General features: G+C 76.0%; 4 protein-coding genes. All 4 read right to left on the reverse strand.

The window, feature by feature from the left end; all coding sequences use genetic code 11:
* Positions 1 to 13: 13 nt before the first annotated feature.
* The 4 genes from ACSLTV_RS23910 to ACSLTV_RS23925 all read right to left on the reverse strand — a co-directional run bounded on the left by ACSLTV_RS23910 (position 14) and on the right by ACSLTV_RS23925 (position 20,991).
* Entirely contained in the window at positions 14 to 2,497 is a 2,484-nt protein-coding gene (locus ACSLTV_RS23910; protein WP_435612846.1) for a non-ribosomal peptide synthetase, read from the reverse strand.
* A 175-nt stretch (positions 2,498 to 2,672) separates the two neighbouring features.
* Positions 2,673 to 8,246: an amino acid adenylation domain-containing protein gene (locus ACSLTV_RS23915; protein ID WP_435612847.1), complete on the reverse strand. Its 5,574-nt coding sequence runs from the start codon at positions 8,244 to 8,246 to the stop codon at positions 2,673 to 2,675.
* The gene (locus ACSLTV_RS23920; RefSeq protein WP_435612848.1) at positions 8,243 to 12,829 is read right to left on the reverse strand and encodes an amino acid adenylation domain-containing protein; all 4,587 of its coding nucleotides are present in this window, start codon (positions 12,827 to 12,829) and stop codon (positions 8,243 to 8,245) included. The genes ACSLTV_RS23915 and ACSLTV_RS23920 overlap by 4 nt, the downstream gene beginning before the upstream one ends.
* Complete coding sequence (locus ACSLTV_RS23925) at positions 12,826 to 20,991, reverse strand: amino acid adenylation domain-containing protein (protein WP_435612849.1); 8,166 nt, start codon at positions 20,989 to 20,991, stop codon at positions 12,826 to 12,828. The genes ACSLTV_RS23920 and ACSLTV_RS23925 overlap by 4 nt, the downstream gene beginning before the upstream one ends.
* Between the last annotated feature and the right edge of the window lie 101 nt (positions 20,992 to 21,092).

Genomic DNA, 21,092 nt, shown 5'->3' on the forward strand with positions numbered 1-21,092 from the left:
CTGGGGCATAAGGTCAGACCGCCGCACGCAGCGCGGCGCGCTCGTCGAGCAGGGCGGCGAGGTCGGACAGCACGGGGTGGGCGGCCAGTTCGGCGACGGTGACCTGCCGGTCGAGCCGGATGGCGAGGCGCACGGCGCTCAGGGAGGTGCCGCCGAGCACGAAGAAGTGGGCGTCGCGCCGGACGCGGTGCACGGGCACCTTCAGCGCCTGGCTCCACAGTTCGGCGAGCCGCCGCTCGGTGGGGGTGCGCGGCGCGTCCCGGGCGGTGTCGCCCGGTTCGGGGGCGCTCTGTCCCGCCCACCGGGTCAGCCGCTTCTTGTCGATCTTGCCGTTGGGGGTGAGCGGCATGGCGTCCAGGACGACGAGCCGGGCGGGCACCATGTACGACGGCAGGGCGGCGGCCAGCCGCTCGCGCAGGCCGTCGGGGTCCCGGTCGCCGGAGCGGGTGCAGTAGCCCACCAGGACGCGGTCCTCGCCGCTGCCCGTCACGACCACCGCGGCGTCGCGGACGCCGTCCGCCCGGGTCATGTGGTTCTCGATCTCGCCGATCTCGATGCGGAAGCCGCGGATCTTCAGCTGGGCGTCGCGCCGGCCGTGGAACTCCAGCCGGCCGTCGGGCGCCCAGCGTCCGAAGTCCCCGGAGCGGTACAGCCGGCCGCCCGGGACGTCCGGGTCGGGCAGGAAGGCGGCGGCGGTGCGCTCCTCGTCGTTGACGTAGCCGCGGCCCACGCAGACGCCCGCGAAGACGATCTCGCCGGGCGCGCCGAGCGGTACCGGGGCCAGCCGCTCGTCCACGACCCGGATCCGCACGTTGCGCACCGGCCGGCCGAGCGGCACGGACGCGCCGGCCGGCGGGGTCCGCATCACCTCGTGGTTGGTGTCGTCGCTGGTCTCGGTGAGGCCGTAGGCGTTGACCAGCGGCACCCCGGGGAAGGTCTGGAACCAGCGCTGCGCGAGCTCCTTCTTCAGCGCCTCCCCGGTGGCGGAGACGATCCGCAGCTCGGGCAGCCGTCCCACCCGCCCGTCCAGCCAGGTCAGCAGCACCTCCAGGTAGGAGGGCACGAGCTGGGCCACCTGCACCCGGCCGGTCTCCAGGACGTCGACGAACCGGCCGATGTCGAGGATGGCCTCCTGCTCCACGATCCGGGTGCGCCCGCCGACGACGAGCGCGGCCACCAGCTGCCACAGGGAGATGTCGAAGCACTGCGGGGCGGTCTGGGCGACGGTGGTGTCCTCGCTGACGCCCAGGTCCTCGATCTTGGCGAGGAGGTGGTTGACGAAGCCCGCGTGCTCGCACATGGCGCCCTTGGGTTCGCCCGTGGAGCCGGAGGTGAAGTAGATGTAGGCGAGCGCGTCGGCGGCGACGGGCAGGCCCGGGGAGTGCCCGGGCAGATCGTCGGGGATCCGGTCCACGCGGAGCACGGCGGGGGCGCGGTCGCCGAGCCCGGCGACGGCCTGCCGCAGCGATGCGGAGCCCTCGCCCGTGGTGAGCACCAGGCGGCAGCCGCTGCGGCGCAGCATGGCCTCGATGCGGGAGGCCGGGAAGTGCGGTTCGACGGGCAGGTAGGCGCCGCCCGCCTTGAAGGTGCCGACGACGGCCGCCGCCCAGTCGAGGTCGCGTTCGGTGACGACGGCGACCACGTCCTCGTCCCCCAGCCCCTCGCGCCGCAGCCACCGGGCGATCCGGTTGGCGCGGGCGTCGAGTTCGCCGTACGTCAGGGACCGCTCGCCGAGTTCCACGGCGACCGCGTCGGGCCGCAGCCGGGCCCGCTCCTCGAACAGTTCGTGGAACCGCCGGTCGGGCAGCGCCTGCCGCGGCCCGCTCAGCTCGTCGCGCTGGAAGCGCAGTTCGTCGTCGCCGAGCAGGTGCCGCTCGTGGTGGCCGGCGTCGGGCGCGGTGCGGGCGCGGCCGAGGGCGGTGACGTAGTAGCCGCCGACGCGGTGGGCCGCCGCGGTGTCGAACACGTCGGCGCGGTGCCGCACCAGCAGGTGTTCGCCGTCCACGGCGACGCCGAGGACGACGCCGCGCGGCAGTTCGTCCGGCAGGTCCGCCGCGCGGGGCGCGACGAGGGTGTCGAACATCGGCGGCTCGGTGACGGGGGCGTCGGCGGCGAAGGCGAGCAGGGTGCGCAGGGTGCCCTCGGCGGTCGCGGTCAGCTCCGCCCAGCTGCCGTCCTCGACGCTGATCCGGGCGGGCAGCGCGGGCCCGGACGCCGGCTGGAACCCGCTGACGGTGTCGCGGTCGCCGGTGAGCGCCGCGACCACCTTGGCGTGCGCGGCGAGCAGCAGGGCCGCGTCGACCGCGGTGCCGTCGACCGCGGTGCCGTCGACGCCGGTGAGCGCCACCCGTGCCTCGGCCGTGCCCGGGTGGCCCGGTGCGGCGGCCCAGCCCGGCAGCGGGGTGAAGCCCCCCGCGCGTACGACAGCGCTCCAGTACTCCCGGCCGGCCCCGCCGCCGATCTCGTCCGCCCCGTCCACCACGAGTGTCGCCTCCATCGGAATATCAGCTCGTCCCCGGGGGCCGATTCCGGCCTCTCCCCCAGCGGATCCGACGGTAGGGAGGGGCCTTATCGGCGGGGTATCGGAACAGTTCCGGCCACCGCGGGGCGGGGACGGCATGCGAGAGGGGCGGTACGAGAGGTCTCGTACCACCCCGGTGGCCCGCGTGGCGTCAGTCGCGGGCGTTGAGCAGCCGGCCGATCTCGGCGGCCGGTCCGGGGGCGGCCATGCCCTCGTGGGTGGCGGCCACCTCCAGGCGTTCCACGCCTCCGGACAGGTACGGGGTCCAGGCGTCGGGGTCCGCCCACGCGCGGACGTTCTCGGTGGCGGCGATCAGCAGGATGTCGCCCTTGAACACGGGCGGCCGGGCGGGCGAGACGAGGCGCACGTTGTTGACCAGGGCGCCGAGCACGGCGTGCCGCTGGGCCGGGTCGAGGCCGCCGAGTTCGGAGTCGCCGCGGCCCAGGTAGTCCACGACGCGTTCGCTGAGCGCGACCGCCCCGTCGGGCAGGTCGTCCGGGTCGTCGCCGTGCCGGCGGGCGTGCGCGGCGCACAGGTCGCGCAGCACCCGCTCGGCGGAGAGCTCCTCGCGCCGGTGCTCCTCCACGGGGTAGGCGTCCAGCAGCACCAGCTGCTCCACCTCCTCGCCGCGCCGCTGGAGTTCGGCGGCGAGCAGATGCGCGAGGGTACCGCCGAGGGACCAGCCCAGCAGCCGGTACGGGCCGTGCGGGCGCACGGAGCGCAGCTGCTCGACGTAGCCGTCCAGCATCTCGGCCAGGGTCGCGGCGGGCGGCGCGGAGTCGTCGAGCCCCGCCGACTGCAGCCCGTACACGGGCCGTTCGGGGTCGAGGGTGCGCAGCAGGCCGGAGTAGCACCAGCTCAGGCCGCCGACGGGGTGCACGCAGAACAGCGGTGTCCCGCGGCCCGCCGGGCGCAGCGGCAGCAGGGGTCCGAAGCCGCCCGAGGCGTCCCGGTCGTCGCCGTCGACGAGCCGCAGCAGGTCCGCCGGGGTGGGCGCGGCGAACACCTCGCGCACGCTCGGCTCCCTGCCGAGGGTGCGGCCGACGAGGCCGGCGAGGCGGGAGGCGAGCAGCGAGTGGCCGCCGCGGGCGAAGAAGCTGTCGTCCCTGCCGACCTCGGCGACGCCCAGCACCTCGGCGAACAGCCGGCACATCAGTTCCTCGCGCGGGGTGCGCGGGGGCCGGCCGGTGCCGGTGCGCTCGGGCGGGGCGGGCAGGGCGCGGGTGTCGAGCTTGCCGTTGGGGGTCATGGGCAGTTCGTCGAGGACGACGAGCGCGCCGGGCACCATGTAGTCGGGCAGCTTCTCGCGCAGCGCGGCGAGTGCCCCGGCGGTGTCCGGGCCGGGGCCGGCGGGCACCGCGTAGGCGACGAGGCGGGGGTCGCCCGGGCGGTCCTCGCGGACGACGACCGCCGCCCGGGCGACGCCGGGCACGTCGAGCAGGGCCGCCTCGATCTCGCCGGTCTCGATGCGGAACCCGCGCAGCTTGACCTGGCCGTCCGCCCGGCCGACGAACTCCAGGCGCCCGTCACGGCGGCGGCGCACCAGGTCGCCGGTGCGGTACATGCGGGCGCCGGGCGCCCCGTACGGGTCGGCGACGAACCGGCCCGCGGTCTGCGCCGGCCGGCCGAGGTAGCCGCGGGCCACCCCCGGGCCGGAGATGTACAGCTCGCCGGGCGCGCCGGGCGGGGTGGGGCGCAGCGCGGCGTCGAGGACGTGGACGCGGACCCCGGGCACGGCCCGGCCGATGGAGCGCGGCCCGGGCGCGGCCGGGTCCTGGAGGGCGTAGGTGACCTCGCAGGTGGCCTCCGTGGGACCGTACGCGTTGACCATGCGCCGGCCGGGCGCCCACCGGGCGACCAGCTGCGGGGTGCAGGCCTCGCCGCCGGTCATCAGGGTGGCGAGGTCGGGCAGGTCGGCGGGCGGCAGCCCGGCGAGGACGGCGGGCGGCAGGTGGGCGTGGCTGATGCGCTCCTCGGCCAGGAACGCGGCCAGTTCCGCGCCGACCGGCCGCCGCTCCGGGACGACCAGGCAGGCGCCGGTGAGCAGCGCCATGCACAGTTCGGCCACCGACACGTCGAAGCTCGGCGAGACGAACTGCAGGACGCGGCTGCCGGGGCCGGCGCCGTGGTCGTGCCGGCTGCCGTGGCCGAGCCCGGCGAGCCCGGCGTGGGTGACGACGACGCCCTTGGGTGTGCCGGTGGAGCCGGAGGTGTAGATGACGTACGCCGGGTGCTCGGGGAGCAGGGCCGGGCGCGGTGGGCCGTCGGGCCGGCCGGGGGCGTCGCAGCCGGTCAGTACGGGTGCGTCGGTGCGCAGCCGGGCGGCGGTGCGCTCGGTGGCGAACACGGCGAGCGGGGCGGTCTCGGCGAGCATCAGCTCCAGGCGGCTGTCGGGGTAGTCGGGGTCGAGCGGCACGTAGGCGGCGCCAGCCTTGGTGACGGCGAGGGCGGCGACGACCAGGTCGGCCGAGGCGGGCAGGGCGACGGCGACGAACTTCTCGGGGCCGGCGCCGAGTTCGGCCAGGCGGTGGGCCAGCCGGTTGGCGCGGGCGTCGAGTTCGGCGTAGGTGAGGGTGGTGGTGCCGTGGCGGACGGCGGGCGCGTCGGGGGTGCGGGCGGCCTGCCGGGCGAACAGCGCGGGCAGGGTGTCGGGCGCCACGGCGGGCGCGGCCCGTTCGGTATCGGCGGCCAGCAGCCGGCGCTCCTCGGCGGAGAGCAGGTCGAGGGCGCTCAGTGCGCGCGCCGGGTCCTCGGCGGCCCGGTCGAGGAGGCGGACCAGCCGGTCGGCGAGGTCCCGCGCGGTCTCCGGGTCGAACAGCGCGGTGGCGTACTCCAGCATGCCGCGCAGGCCGCCGTCCCGGGTCTCGGCGACGCTGAACGACAGGTCGCAGCGCGCGGTTCCGGTGGCCAGGCCTTCGAAGCCGACGGTGAGGCCGGGCATCCGCATGACGGGCTCGGCGTTGTTCTGGAAGGCGAGCATCACCTGGAACAGCGGGTGCGCGGCGGCCGACCGCACCGGGTTGAGCGCCTCCACCAGCCGCTCGAACGGCAGCTCCTGGTGGGCGTAGGCGGCGAGGTCGGCCTCGCGGACCCGTTCCAGCAGTTCCCGGAAGGACGGGTCGCCCGAGGTGTCGGTGCGCAGCACCAGCGTGTTGACGAAGAACCCGGCCAGCCGTTCCAGGGCGGGCGCGCCGCGGCCGCCGACGGCGGTGCCGAGCGGGATGTCGTCACCGGCGCCCATCCGGCTGAGCAGCGCGGCGACGGCGGTCTGCACCACCATGAACGCGGTGGCGCCGGCGCTGCGGGCGAGGGCGGTGAGGCGCCGGTGGGTCTCCTCGCCCACCTCGAACGCGACGGTGCCGCCGCGGTGGTCGGCCACCGCGGGACGGGGCCGGTCGGCGGGCAGGTCCAGGCTGCCGGGGGCGCCGTCCAGGGCGGTGCGCCAGAACGCCAGCTGCCGGGCGAGCAGGCTGTCCGGGTCGTCGTCGGCGCCGAGCAGTTCGCGCTGCCACAGCGCGTAGTCGGCGTACTGCAGCGGCAGCGGTTCCCAGCCGGGGGCGGTGCCGCGGCAGCGCGCGGTGTACGCCTCGGCGAGGTCGCCGAGGAGCGGGGCGACGGAGCCGCCGTCGGCGGCGATGTGGTGGACCAGCAGCAGCAGGACGTGCTCCCGGGGGCCGAGCCGCAGCACGGTGGCCCGCAGCGGGATCTCGCCGGCCAGGTCGAACGGGTGGCGGGCGGCCTCGGCGAGCAGCCGGGCGGCGTCGCCCGGCGCGGCGTCGACCACGTCGACGGGCGGCTCCGCGTCCGCCAGCACGCGCTGGTGGGGCACGCCCCGCTCGGCGGGGAACACGGTGCGCAGGCTCTCGTGGCGCCGGGTCAGGTCGCCGAGCGCGGCGGTGAGCGCCGGCAGGTCCAGGTCGCCGGTCAGGCGCAGCGGCATCGGCACGTTGTAGGCGGGGCTCGGCCCTTCCGCCCGGTACAGGAACCACAGGCGGGCCTGGGCGAAGGACAGGGGGACGCGGGCGGGGCGCGGCCGGGCGGCCGGCTCGGGCGGCGCGGGCCGGCCGGCGGCCTGCCGGATCCGTTCGGCGAACCGGGCCGGGGTGGGGGCGGCGAACAGCTCGCGCACGGGCAGGGACACCCCGAGGACGGCGCGGACGCGGCCCAGGAGCTTCAGCGCCGACAGGGAGTGCCCGCCCCGGGCGAAGAAGCTCTCCCGGGGTCCGATCCGGGGGTGCCCGAGGACCTCGGCGAACAGGCCGCACAGGATCTCCTCCTCGGGGCCGGCCGCCGCGCCGGGCCCGGGCCGCTCCGCATCCCCTTCGCGGGCCGCGGCCGCCTCGGCGGGCGCGCCGTTCGCGTCCCGGGCGGGTCCGGGCGGCGCGGGCAGCTGGGCGCGCTCCTCGGGCAGCAGGCCCGGCAGGGCGCCGACCGGGGTGGCCGGGGCGCCGGCGGCGGCTTCCAGCAGGCGCACCACGTGCCGCAGCACCGTCCCGGAGGTGTCCTCGTCGTACAGGTCGGGCCGGTACTCCAGGCGGACGACCAGGCGCTGCCCGGCGAGGCCGGCGACGAGCCGCAGCGGGTAGTGCGCGGCGTCCTGGCCGGTGACCCGGCCGACCCGCAGCCCGTCGTAGTCCTGCCGGGGCCCGCCGCCGCCGGGGTAGTTCTCGACCGTCAGCACGGTGTCGAACAGGTCCCCGTGCCCGGCGAGCCGCTGGACGTCGCCGAGCCGCAGTTGCTGGTGGTCCAGGAGCAGCGCCTGTTCCTCCTGCAGCCGTCCCAGCGCCTCGGTGAGCGGTCGCCGCGCGTCGAGCCGGACCCGGACCGGCACGGTGTTGATGAACAGGCCGACCATGGTCTCCACGCCGGGCAGCTGCGGCGGCCGGCCCGAGACCACCGAGCCGAAGACCACGTCGTCGCGTCCGGTCAGCTCGCGCAGGGTCAGCGCCCAGGCGCCCTGCAGCACGGTGTTGAGGGTCAGCCCGGCGGCGCGGGCGGCGCCGAGCAGCGCGGCCGTGGCGTACTCGGACAGCTCCACGGTGTGCAGGCGGGGCGGGACGGGGGGCAGGTCCCGGCCGGGCGCGACCAGGGTGGGCCCGGCCAGGCCGGCCAGCGCCCGCCGCCACGCCTCCTCGGCGGCCGGCCGGTCCTGCGCGGCCAGCCAGGCGAGGTAGTCGCGGTACGGCGTGACGGGCGGCAGGGCGGCGGCGTCGCCGTGCCCGGCGTACAGGGTGAGCAGTTCCCGCTGGAGGACCGGCGCGGACCAGCCGTCCCACAGGATGTGGTGGTTGGTCAGCACCAGGGCGTGCCGCCGGCTGTCGCGGCGCACCAGGCGGAACCGCAGCGCGGGCGGCGCGGCCAGGTCGAAGGGGCGGGCGCGCTCCTCGTCCAGGATCCGCGCGAGGGCGGCCTCGCGGCCGTCGGCGGGTATGCCGGTCAGGTCGGTCTCCTGCCAGGGCAGCTCCACCTGCCGGTGCACGACCTGGATGGCCTGGCCGTTGGCGCGCTGCCGGAACCCGGCCCGCAGGTTGGCGTGGCGGCGCAGCAGCGCCTCGGCGGCGGTGCGCAGCCGGGGGGCGTCCAGCGGTCCGGTCAGGTCCAGCACCAGCTGGGTGGTGTACACGTCCCCGCCGGTGTCCTGCGCGGCGCCTTCCAGGGCGTGGAAGAGCAGTCCCTCCTGCAGCGGCGAGAGCGGCAGGACGTCCTCGAGCCCGGATGTCTTCATGCGAGGTCCCTCAATTCTGCTTCCAGGTCGTCGATCTCGCCCTGACTCAGGGAGACCAGGTCCAGGTCGGACGGGGTGAACCCGCCGGCCTCGGGCGCCCGCACCCCGTGGGTGAGGGCGCGCAGCGCGTCGAACCAGCCGGCCGCGAGGGTGCGCACCTCCGCCTCCTCGAACAGTTCGCCGGGCCAGGTCCAGGTGGCCGCCAGCTCGGGTCCGCCCGGCCGGTCCAGCGTCACGGAGTTGATCTCCAGGGCGTGGCCGACGGGCATGTCGGGGTCGCGGGGTGCCGGGGCGGGCGCGCCGGACACGGCCGCCCAGTCCGCCGGTGCGGAGTACGCGCCGGGAGCGGCGGACGCCTCGCCCGCGGGCATCCGGCCCAGGTAGTTGAAGCCGATCTGCGGGGCCGGCCGGCCGGCCAGCGCCGCCGCGGACCGCGGGTCGAGGTGGCGCAGGACGCCGTGTCCGAGTCCGTGGTCGGGCAGGGCGCGCAGCTGCTCCTTGACCCGTTTCAGGGCGTCCGGCCCGGGGTCGTCGCCGGGTTCGATCCGCACCGGGTGCAGCACGGTGAACCAGCCCACGGTCCGGGACAGGTCGATGCCCTCGGTGATCTCCTCGCGGCCGTGCCCCTCCAGGTCGACCAGGAGGGCGGGGGTGTCCTGGCCGCGTCCGCGCCGGTGTGCGCGGACCGCGAGGGCGAGGGCCGTCAGCAGCACGTCGTTGACTCCTCCGTGCACGGCCGCCGGGACGCTCGTCAGCAGCGGCTCGGTGTCCTCGGCGGGCAGCGTCAGGGTGATCTGCCGTGCGGTGAGCGCCGTGTCCCGCGCGGGGTCGAGGGCCCGGGTGCCGAGCGGCGGGTCGGGAGTGGCGGCGATGTCCTGCCACAGGGCGAGTTCGCCGCGCCGGTCCGGTGCGCTCTCGGCGAGGGTGCGGGCCCAGCGGCGGAAGGAGGTGGGCACCGGCGCGAGTTCCTCGCCGCGCCAGGCCGCCGCCAGGTCGGCGAGCAGGATCCGCCAGGACACCCCGTCGACCACCAGGTGGTGGGCGAGCAGGAGCAGCAGTCCGGGCCGGTCCGGGCCGCGGTCGTACCGGACGAAGCGGACGACCGACCCGTCGCGCGGCGCGAGCCGCTGCCGGGCCGCCTCGCCCTCCGCCGCCAGTACGGCGGCCAGCCGCGGCCCGTCCAGCCCGCGCGCGTCGACGTGGTGCAGCAGGTCGGCGGCGCGCACCCGGCCGGCCTCCGGCACGTCCAGCCGCCAGCCGGCGCCGGGGTCGGGTTCGGCCCGCAGCCGCAGGACCTCGTGCCGGTCCAGGAGCGCCTGCAGTGCCTCGGTGAGCCGCTCGGGGTCGGCCCCGGCCGGCACCCGCACGGTCATCGACTGGTTGAAGCCGGTCCAGGAGCCGCCGAGTTCGCGCAGCCAGTGCATGATCGGCGTGGCGAGGACGGTGCCGGCGCCGTCGTCCGCCGCGGTGGGCGCCTCGTCGGTCACGGCCCGGGCCACGACCGCGAGCCGTGCGGCCGAGCGGTGCGCGAAGACGTCCCGGGCGGTGAACTCCAGCCCGGCCCGGCGGGCCCGGCCGACCAGCTGGATGGCGAGGATGCTGTCCCCGCCCAGCTCGAAGAACCCGGCTTCCGGGTCGACGGCGTCCAGGCCGAGCACCTCGGCGAACAGGCCGCACAGGATCTCCTCCTGGGCGGTACGGGCGGCACGTCCGGTGCCCTGACCGCCGTACGACGGCACCGGCAGGGCCTTGTGGTCGAGCTTGCCGTTCGGGGTGAGCGGCAGGGCGTCCAGCGGCACGATCGCCGCAGGGACCATGTACTCGGGCAGGTGCTCGGCCGCGAGGGCCCGCACCTCGTCGCGGGTCGCGTCGCCCACGGTGTACGCCACCACGCGCTTGTCGCCGGGCCGGTCCTCGCGGACCACCACGGCCGCCTGCCGCACACCCGGGTGGGTGCCGAGGACGCCCTCGATCTCGCCGAGCTCGATCCGGAAACCGCGGATCTTCACCTGGTGGTCGACGCGCCCGACGAACTCCAGCTGCCCGTCGGCGCGCCACCGCACCACATCCCCCGTCCGGTACAGCCGGCTCCCAGGAGCCCCGAACGGATCGGCCACGAAACGCCCCGACGTCAACGCCGGACGCCCCAGATAACCACGCGCCAGACCGGACCCCGACACATACAACTCACCCGGCACCCCCACCGGCACCGGCCGCAGCCGCGCGTCCAGGACGTACACGTCGAAGCCGTTGAGCGGGGAGCCGATGGGCGGGGTGACGGCGCCGGAGAGCGGGCGGCTCATCGTGGCGCACACGGTCGTCTCGGTGGGCCCGTACGCGTTGATCATCCGCCGGCCCTCGGACCACACCCCGACCAGAGCGGGCGGGCACGCCTCACCGGCGACCACGAGCGTCATCCCGTCCGGCAGACCACCCTCCGGCATCACCGGCAGAGCGGCGGGCGGCAGGGTGGCGTGCGTGACCCCGTGGCGGGCCAGCACCCCGGCCAGGGGCTCGCCCGGCAGCAGTTCCGCCGCCGGGGCCATCACCAGCCGCGCTCCCGCCAGCAGCGCCATGCAGACCTCCCACGCCGCCGCGTCGAAGCTGGGCGAGGCGAACTGCAGCACCCTGCTGTCCGGAGTGACGTCGAAGGCACGGGTCTGGGAGTACGACAGGCCGGCGATCCCGGAGTGGGTGACGACCACCCCCTTGGGGCGGCCGGTCGACCCCGACGTGTAGATGACGTACGCGGGTGAGCCCAGGGTCAGCGCGGCCGTACGGTCCGCGTCGGTGACGTCGGCCGGGTCGCAGGCACCGAACGGCACCTGCTCCACCAGCACCGGCTCGACCCCCTCGGGAAGCCTCGGAGCCGTACCCGCGTCGGTGAGGACACAGACGGGCCGGGAGTCGTCCAGCATGTAGGCGATGCGGTCGGCCGGGTACTCCGGGTCGACGGGCACGTACGCGCCGCCCGCCTTCATCACCCCGAGGACGGCCACCAGCCACTCCACCGACCGCGGCAACGCCACCGCGACCCGCTTCTCCGGCCCCACCCCACGACCGATCAGCCAGTGCGCCAGCCGATTGGCACGACGGTTCAACTCCCCGTAGCCCAGGGCCTCGGAGCCGAACTCGACGGCGACCGCGTCCGGGTCCCGCCGCACCCGCTCCTCGAACAACTCGACGAACGTGGCCGCCCCGACCGGCTCACCCGACTCGTTCCACTCACCCACAATCCGCCGACGCTCCTCCGGCGCCAGGACGTCCCACTCGCCGAGCGCCCGGTCCGGGCACTCCCCCGCCCACTCCAGCAGCCGCACCAACCGCCCCACCAGCGCCTCGACCGACCCCCGGTCGAACACCTCCGTCGCGAAGGTGACGGCACCGGCCAGGCCGTCGGGGGCGCCGTCGGCGGTGTGCCGCTCGTGCAGGGTGAGCGCGAGGTCGAACTTGGCGGTCCCGACGGACAGGTCGTCGAGGCGTGCGGTGGCCCCCGGGAAACGGACCTGTCCCTCCGCGTTGTTCTGCAGGACGAGCATGACCTGGAAGAGGGGGTGGTGGGCCAGTGACCGGACCGGGTTGACCGCCTCCACGACCCGCTCGAACGGCACGTCCTGGTGCGCGAACGCCGACAGATCCGTCTCCCGCACCCGCTCCACCAGCTCACGGAACGTCGGATCACCCGACACATCCGCCCGCAGCACCAACGTGTTCACGAAGAACCCGACCAGATCGTCCAACGCCTCGTCCGAACGACCGGCCACCACCGTCCCCACAGGAACGTCCGAACCCGCCCCGAGCCGCGACAGCAACGCGGCAAGCGCCGCATGCACCACCATGAACACGGTCGCACCCGTCGACCGGGCCAGCTCCTTCAACGCCCGATGCGCCCCCGCCGGCACCCGCACATCCACCAACGCACCCGCATGCCCCGCAACCACAGGCCGCGCACGATCCAACGGCAACCCGACCAACTCCGGAAGCCCCGCCAGCTCCTTGCGCCAAAACCCCAACTGCCGCGCCAGCACACTCCCCGGATCCGACTCCTCCCCCAGCACCTCCCGCTGCCACAACGCGAAATCCGCGTACTGCACCGGCAACGGCTCCCAACCAGGCACATCCCCACTCACCCGAGCCGCGTACGCCACCGACAGATCCCGCACCAACGGACCCGCCGACCACCCGTCCGCCACGATGTGATGCATCAACAACAACACCACGAACCCACCCTCACCCACCGCGAACAACGTCACCCGGAACGGCACCTCACCCTCCAGCACGAACACGTGCCGGGACTCGGCGGCCAGGGCGGGCTCCAGCTCGTCGGACGTCACCCGCTCGATGCGGAAGACGTCGGTGTCCTCGGCCGGCAGGATGCGCTGCCGGGGCACGCCGTCCACGGCCGGGAACACGGTGCGCAGGCTCTCGTGCCGGGCGACGACGTCCCGTACGGCGTCGCGCAGGGCGTCCGGGTCCAGCGGGCCGTCGACGCGCAGGGCGAGCGGCACGTTGTAGGTGGGGCTCGGGCCCTCCAGGTGGTACAGGAACCACAGCCTCTGCTGGGCGTGAGAGAGCGGAATCATGACATCTCCTCGGACCTCTTCATCGGCCGCAGCTTGGGCCGGGCCTTCTCGGCACGCGCCAGGCGGGTGACGAGGGTCTCCGCCGTGGGGTTCTCGAACAGGGTGCGCAGACTGGTCTCGGCCTCGAAGACCGAGCGGATACGGCTGATGAGCCGGGTGGCGAGCAGCGAGTGGCCGCCCAGCTCGAAGAAGTTGGCCGCCGGGTCGACGGCGTCCAGGCCGAGCACCTCGGCGAACAGGCCGCACAGGATCTCCTCCTGGGCGGTACGGGCGGCACGTCCGGTGCCCTGGCCGCCGTACGACGGCACCGGCAGGGCCTTCTGGTCGACCTTGCCGTTCGCGTTCAGGGGCAGTGCCTCCAGCGGCACGATCGCGGACGGCACCATGTACTCCGGCAGCTTTTCGGCGGCCAGGGTCCTCAGCTCCTCGACCGGCGCGGTGGTGACGGCGTAGGCGACGACGCGCTTGTCGCCGGGGCGGTCCTCGCGGACCACGACCGTCACCTGGCGCACCCGCGGGTCGGCGCCGAGCACGCCCTCGATCTCGCCCGGCTCGATCCGGAAACCGCGGATCTTCACCTGGTGGTCGACGCGCCCGACGAACTCCAGTTGCCCGTCGGCCCACCACCGCACCACATCCCCCGTCCGGTACAGCCGGGCTCCGGGCGTGCCGAACGGGTCGGCGACGAAGCGGGCGGCGGTGAGGGCGGGGCGGTGGAGGTAGCCGCGGGCGAGTCCGGCGCCGCCGAGGTACAGCTCGCCGGGGACGCCGGCCGGGACCGGCCGCAGCCGGGCGTCCAGGACGTACGCCGTGGTGTTGTCCATGGGGCCGCCGATCGGCGGGGTGCCGGGGTAGTCGTAGGGGCGGCGGACCGGGTGGCAGGTGGCGAACGTGGTGGTCTCCGTGGGGCCGTACACGTGCACCACCCGGGTGCCGGGGCAGCGTTGTGCGACGCCGCGCATCGCGGCCGCCGATCCCGCCTCGCCGCCGGTCCACACCTCGCGCACCCCGGACAGCGGATCGCCGGGCTCCTCGGCGAGCAGGTTGAACAGGGCGGTGGTGAGGAACACGGCGGTCACCCCGCCCCCGGTGAGCTGGGTGCGCAGGAACGCCAGGTCGGTCTCGCCCGGGGGTGCCACGACGACCTCGCCGCCGGACAGCAGCGGTACCCACAGTTCGTAGGTGGAGGCGTCGAAGGCCAGCGGGGAGTGCAGCAGGACCCGCCGGTGGGCGTCACCGGCGAAGCGGTGGTCGGCGGCCAGCGCGGCGATGTTCCGGTGGGTGACGACGACGCCCTTGGGGGTGCCCGTCGAGCCGGAGGTGAACATGGCGTAGGCGAGCTGCCCCGGCGGGACCGGCACCGCCGGGTCGTGCCCGGGGTGGTCCGGGGCGCCGGGGCGGAGGACCCGCACCCCGGGCGGCGGGACGAGGTCGTCGCGGTCGGTGACGAGGAGGGGTGCGCCGGCCTGGTCGAGGACGAGCCGCAGCCGGGCGGCGGGCGAGCGCACGTCCAGCGGGACGTACGTGCCGCCGGCCTTGAGGACGCCGAGGATCGCCACGACGGCCTCGAAGGAACGGTCCAGGTGGAGCGCGACCGGGGTCTCGGCCCGGACGCCCTCGGCGATCAGCCGGTGCGCGAACCGGTTGGCCCGGCGGTCGAGTTCGGCGTAGGTGAGCGTGTCGTCGCCGCGGCGCAGGGCGACGGCGTCGGGGGTGCGGGCGGCCTGGGCGGCGAACAGCGCGGGCAGGGAGCCCTCGGGGACCTCCCGGCCGGTGTCGTTCCAGGTGTCCAGCACCGTGCGGCGCTCGGCGTCGGTGATCACCGGGAGGGCGCCGATCGGCAGCCCGGGGTCGGCGGCGGCGGCGTCGAGGAAGCGCGCCAGCCGGTCGGCGAGGGCGGCCGCGGTGTCCCGTTCGAACAGGTCCGTGGCGTAGCCGAGCGTGCCGGTGACGCCGTCCCGGTCCTCGCGCACGTTGAGGATCAGGTCGAACTTGGCCGCGCCCGCGCTCAGGTCCTCCACGTCCACGTCGAGGCCGGGGAGTTCGGCCCGGCCGTCCGTGGTGTTCTGCAGGACGAGCATGACCTGGAAGAGGGGGTGGTGGGCCAGGGACCGGGCCGGGTTGACCGCCTCCACGACCCGCTCGAAGGGCACGTCCTGGTGCGCGAACGCCGACAGGTCGGTCTCCCGGACCCGCTCCAGCAGCTCGCGGAAGGCGGGGTCGCCCGAGGTGTCCGTGCGCAGCACCAGCGTGTTGACGAAGAACCCGACCAGGTCGTCCAGCGCCTCGTCGGAACGGCCGGCGACCACCGTCCCCACGGGGACGTCGGCGCCCGCGCCGAGCCGCGACAGCAGGGCGGCGAGCGCCGCGTGCAGCACCATGAACACGGTGGCACCCGTCGACCGGGCCAGTTCCTTGAGCGCCCGGTGGCTGTCGGGGCCGAGCCGGAAGGGCACCAGGCCGCCGCGGTGGGCGGCGACCGCCGGACGCGGGTGGTCCAGCGGCAGCTCCAGCAGCTCGGGGGCGCCGGACAACTGCTGCCGCCAGTAGGCGAGCTGACGGCTCAGCGGGCTGCCGGCGTCGCTCTCGTCACCGAGGACGTCCTGCTGCCACAGCGCGTAGTCGGCGTACTGCACCGGCAGCGGCTCCCAGCCGGGGGCGCCACCGCCGAGGCGGGCGGTGTAGGCGGCGGACAGGTCGCGCAGCAGGGGGCCCGCCGACCAGCCGTCGGCCACGATGTGGTGCATCAGCAGCAACAGCACGTGCTGCTCACCGCCGTCCCCGAACAGGGTGAACCGCAGGGGCGGTTCGGAGTCGAGGGCGAAGGTGTGCCGGGCCGCCTCGGCCAGTGCCGCCGCCGTCTCGCCGGGCGCCGTGGTACGGACGTCGAGCGCGGGCACGGTGTCCGCGGGCAGGACGTGCTGCCGGGGCACGCCGTCCTCCTCGGTGAACACCGTGCGCAGGCTCTCGTGGCGGGCGGCCACGTCGCCGAGCGCGGCGCGCAGCGCCGGGACGTCCAGGGGGCCGGACAGGCGCAGCGCGAGCGGGATGTTGTAGGTGGGGCTCGGGCCCTCCAGCCGGTTCAGGAACCACAGCCGGCGCTGGGCGTGCGACAGCGGCAGCCGCTCGGGGCGCTCCCGGCGGACCGGCCGGGGGCGGGCCTCGCCGGTGCCGTCGAGGCGGGCGGCGAGGTCGCGCACGGTGGGCGCCTCGAAGAGGGTGCGCAGCGAGAGGTCGGCGCCGAACACGGTCCGTACCCGGCCGACCAGCCGGGTGGCGAGCAGGGAGTGCCCGCCCAGGTCGAAGAAGCCGGTGTCCACCGGCACCTCGGGTACCCCGAGGACCTCGGCGAACAGGCCGCGCAGGATCTCCTCACGGGCGGTGCGCGGCGCGGCGCCCGCCGGGTCGGCGGCGGGCCGCCGTTCGGGCGCGGGCAGCGCGGCCCGGTCCAGCTTGCCGTTGGCGGTGGCGGGGAACGCGTCCAGCAGCACGACGTCCGCGGGGACCATGTACTCGGGCAGCCGTTCGGCCGCCCAGCGCCGCAGCCCGGCCTCGTCCGCGCCGGGCCCGGCGGGCACCGCGTAGGCGACGACGCGCCGGTCGCCGGGCCGGTCCTCGCGGACCACCGCGGCCGCCTGCCGCACCTGCGGGTGGGCGCCGAGCACCCCCTCGATCTCGCCGAGCTCGATCCGGAAACCGCGCACCTTGACCTGGTGGTCGACGCGGCCGACGAACTCCAGCAGCCCGCGCCGGTTCCAGCGGCCCAGGTCGCCCGAGCGGTACATGCGCGCGCCGGGCGGGCCGAACGGGTCGGCGACGAACCGGGCGGCGGTCAGCGCGCGACGGCCGTGGTAGCCGCGGGTGACCAGGTCGCCCGCGATGTACAGCTCGCCGCTCACTCCGGCGGGCACCGGGCGCAGCCGCCCGTCGAGCACGTACATCCGGGTGCCGTGCACGGGCCGGCCGATGGTGACGACGCCGGCGGGCACCGGCTCGCCCGGCTCGATGCGGAACTCGGTGCAGCCGACGGTCGTCTCGGTGGGCCCGTACTCGTTGACGACGGTGGCCTCCGGGTGGCGGGCCCGCCACTGCTCCAGCACCTCGCCCATCAGGGACTCGCCGCCCAGCACCAGCTGGCGGGCGGGGGAGAGACGGTCGTCGTTCTCCAGCAGCAGCGGCAGGTGGCTGGGGGTGGCCTTGACGAAGTCCGGGCGGGCGGCGGGCGGCCGGCCGTCCCGGCCGTCGAGACCGAGGAGTTCCACCGTGCCGCCCGCGGTGAGCGGGGCGAAGACACCGGTGACGGTCAGGTCGAAGGCGACCGGCGAGTGCACCAGCGCCCGGCCGCCCACGCTGTCGTACGCCTCCCGCGCCCAGGCGAGGTACGCGGCCAGCGAGCGGTGCTCGACGACGACGCCCTTGGGCCGGCCGGTGGAGCCGGAGGTGAAGATGACGTACGCCGGGTGGGCCGGGGTGAGCGGGGCGGTGCGCTCGGCGTCGGTGACGTCGCTGCCGTTGGTGACGTCGGTGGATCCGGCCGGACCGGCGAGACCGGCGCAGTCGGTGGGGCCGGTGTCCAGCGGCAGCTGTCGTTCCGCGTCCGGGTCGAGCGTCACCAGCCGATGCCCGTCCGGCAGCTTCGCGCCGTCCCGGGAGGTGGTGAGGGTCGCCACCGGTCGTACGTCGTCCAGGACGAAGGCGATGCGGTCGGCGGGGTGCGTCAGGTCCAGCGGCAGGTAGGCGGCGCCCGTCTTGACGATGCCGAGCAGCGCGGCGATCTGGTCGACGGAGCGGTCCAGGGCGACCGCGACATGCGTCTCGGGGCCGGCGCCGAGCGCGATCAGCCGGCGTGCCAGCCGGTTGGCGTACGCGTTCAGCTCCCGGTACGTCAGGACGGTGCCGGCGTGCTCGACGGCCGGCGCGTCCGGGGTGCGGCGGACCTGCGCCTCGAACAGCTCGGGCAGGGTGGCGGGGCCGGCGGCCGGCGCCGGGGCGCCCTGCCAGCCGTGGAGCAGCAGCTCCCGCTCGGCGTCGTCGAGGAGGTCCAGGTCGCCGATCCGGGTGTCGGGCGCGGCGGCGGCCGCGGCCAGCACCCGGACCAGCCGGGCGGCGAGCAGTTCGGCGCTCTCCCGGTCGAACAGGTCGACGGCGTACTCCAGGGTGCCCGCGAGCGCCTCGCCGTCCTCCGCGAACAGGAACGACAGGTCGACGTTGGCGGCGGCGCGGTCGGCGGTGCCCACGGCGACCCGCAGGCCGGGCAGGTCGTAGTGGACGTGCTCGGTGCCCTGGAAGGTCAGCATCGTCTGGAACAGAGGGTGGTGCGCCAGAGACCGAGTGGGGTTGAGGTGCTCCACCAGCCGGTCCAGCGGCAGGTCCTGGTGGGCGAAGTCGGCGAGGTCGCCGTCGCGGACCCGGCCGAGCAGCTCGGTGAAGGCGGGGTCGCCTGAGGTGTCCGTGCGCAGGCACACCGTGTTGGCGAAGCAGCCGACCAGCGGGTCGAGGAGTTCGTCGGCGCGGCCCGCGACGGCGGTGCCGACGGGGATGTCCTGGCCGGCGCCGAGCCGGGTGAGCAGCGCGGCGAGACCGGCCTGCACGGTCATGAAGACGGTGCTGCCGGTACGCCGGGCCAGGGCGGCCAGCCGCCCGTGCAGCTCGCCGGGCACGGTGAACCGGACCCGGCCGCCCCGCCCGGAGGCGACGGCCGGCCGGGGCCGGTCGGTGGGCAGCTCCAGCACGTCGGGGAGACCCGCGAGCCGTTCCTCCCAGTACGCCAGGTCCGCCTCGGGCCGTTCGGCCGCGCGCTGCCACAGCGTGTAGTCGGCGTACTGCACGGGCAGCCGGTCCCAGCGCGGGGCGTGCCCGGCGAGGCGTGCGGTGTAGGCGGCGGACAGGTCCCGGGCCAGGGGGCCGGTGGAGGCGCCGTCGGCGGCGATGTGGTGCAGCAGGACGAGCAAGGTGTGGCGGTCGGGGCCGGTGCGCAGCAGCACCGTGCGCAGCGGCGGTGCCGCCGCGAGGTCGAAGCGGTGCCGGGCCTGCCGGGTCAGCTCGCCGGGCAGGTCCTCCTCGGCCACGTCCACGACGTGCAGCGCGGGCCGGGCCTCGGCCAGGACGACCTGCGCGGGTTCGCCGTCCGTGACGCGGTAGACGGTGCGCAGCACCTCGTGCCGGTCGGTGAGGTCGCCGAGCGCGTCGGCCAGCGCCCGCCGGTCCAGCGGTCCGGTCAGCCGCAGCGTGAGCGCCATGTTGTACGAGGTGTCGTCGGCGTCCATCTGCCGCACGAACCACAGGCGGCGCTGCGCGCTGGACAGCGGCAGCCGCTCCGGCCGCCCGGCGGGAGCCAGTTCGGGCCGGTCCGCGCCGGCGGCGGTGTCCAGCGCGCGGGCGAACGCGGCCGGGGTGGGAGCGTCGAACAGGGCGTTGACCGGTACGGACACGCCGAGCAGCCGGCGCACCCGGTTGACCAGGCGGTTGGCGCGCAGGGAGTGGCCACCGTGCGCGAAGAAGTCGTCGTCGGGCCCGAACCCCGGCGTGCCCAGCACCTCGGCGAACAGCCCGCACAGGATCTCCTCGCGGGGATCGCGCGCGGCCCGGCGGACGGCGGCGGGACGGTGCTCGGCCAGCGCGGCCCGGTCCACCTTGCCGTGGGCGGTCAGCGGCAGCGCGTCGTGCACGACGACGGCGGCCGGTGCGGCGTGCTCGGGCAGCAGCCCCGCGGCGAACTCCTTGACCCGGTCCGGGTCCGGGCGGTGTCCCGGCGCGGCCACGACGTGCGCGACGAGGGTGTCGCCGTGGGCGACGACCGCGGCCCGGCCGACGCCGGGCGCCGTCAGCAGCACGGCCTCGGTCCCGGCGGGCTCGACCCGGTGGCCGCGGATCTTCAGCTGGTCGTCCCGGCGGCCGGTGAACTCGTGGCAGCCGTCACCGAGTTCGCGGACCAGGTCGCCGGTGCGGTAGCGGCCGCCGAAGCCCTCCGGCGCGTCGGCGTACCGGGCCAGGTGGGGGGTGACGACGACGAGTTCGCCGTCCTCGACGGTCAGCCGCACGCCCTCCACGCCCGGCCCGATCGGCACCCGGGCGCCGTGCCGGGCGGCCGGGGGGCGTGCGGGGCCGGCGGCGACGAACCGGGAGACGACCTGCGGGGTCTCCGTGGTGCCGTACAGGTTCAGGACGCGGGCCCCGGGGGCGAGCGCGGTCCAGGCGTCCACCGTGCGCCAGGTCAGCGGTTCCCCGCCGAAGCCGACGAGCCGCAGTCCGGGCCAGCCGTCGCCGGGGGCGCTGTCGGCGAGCGCGTCACCGAGGCCGGGCGTCAGGTGGACCAGGTCGATCCGCTCGTCCGACAGCCAGCGGGCGATCGCGGCGGCGTCGCGCACGTCGGCCTCCGGGAAGACGACGGTGCCGCCCGCCCACAGCGGCACGAACACGTCCCGCAGCAGCGGGTCGTGGCCGAGCCCGGACAGCACGGCTCCGCGCACTCCGGGCCCGATGCGCTCGGCGGCGGTGTACCAGCGCAGGAAGTGCTCCACCGGCTCCCACCCACCGAGGATCCGCCGGGCCTCACCGGTGGTACCGGAGGTGTGGGCGACGTACGCGACGGCCCCCTGAACGTGAGCCCCGGCCGCGTCGGCACCCTCCGCACAGGCACCCGCCGCGTCGGCACCCGCCGCGTCGGCACCATCGGCATAGGCACCATCGGCACCCTCCGCATCGGCACCCGCGATGAACGCCGGCACGCCCGCGTCCGCGAGCCCCTCCGGGAGGCCCGCCGGGTCGCAGGTCAGCCATGCCTTCACCGCGGACCGCTCGGCACGCCGCCGCGACGCGCGCACCGGGTACGCGGCGTCGCACACCAGGAAGGCGGCGCCGCTGCGCGCCACGGCCACCAGGGCCAGCGCGAGGGCGGGGGTGCGCAGCGCGTGGATCGCGACGGTGTCCCCGGCGCCGACGCCGGCCGCGGACAGCCGCCGGGCGAGCCGTGCCGTCGCCGCGTCGAAGGACCGGTAGCTCCACCGCGCCCCTGTTCCCGCCCCCGTTCCCGTCCCCGCCCCCGTCCCCGACACCGCGAGGGCGTCGGGCGTGCGGGCCGCGTGCTCCGCGAGCCGCCCCAGCAGACCGGCCGGTCCGGCCGCCTCGGACCGTCCCGGGTCCCGTATCGCCTCACCTGACATGGATCCGACTCCTCAGTTCGCAGTCCACATGCCGGTGGAGGCTAGGAACCCGCTCTTTCGCCGCGTTATCGCGCGCGTTTCGGCCAGGCGGGAGCCGGCGC

The organism is Streptomyces sp. bgisy159 (genome assembly GCF_965341775.1).
GTDB lineage: Bacteria > Actinomycetota > Actinomycetes > Streptomycetales > Streptomycetaceae > Streptomyces.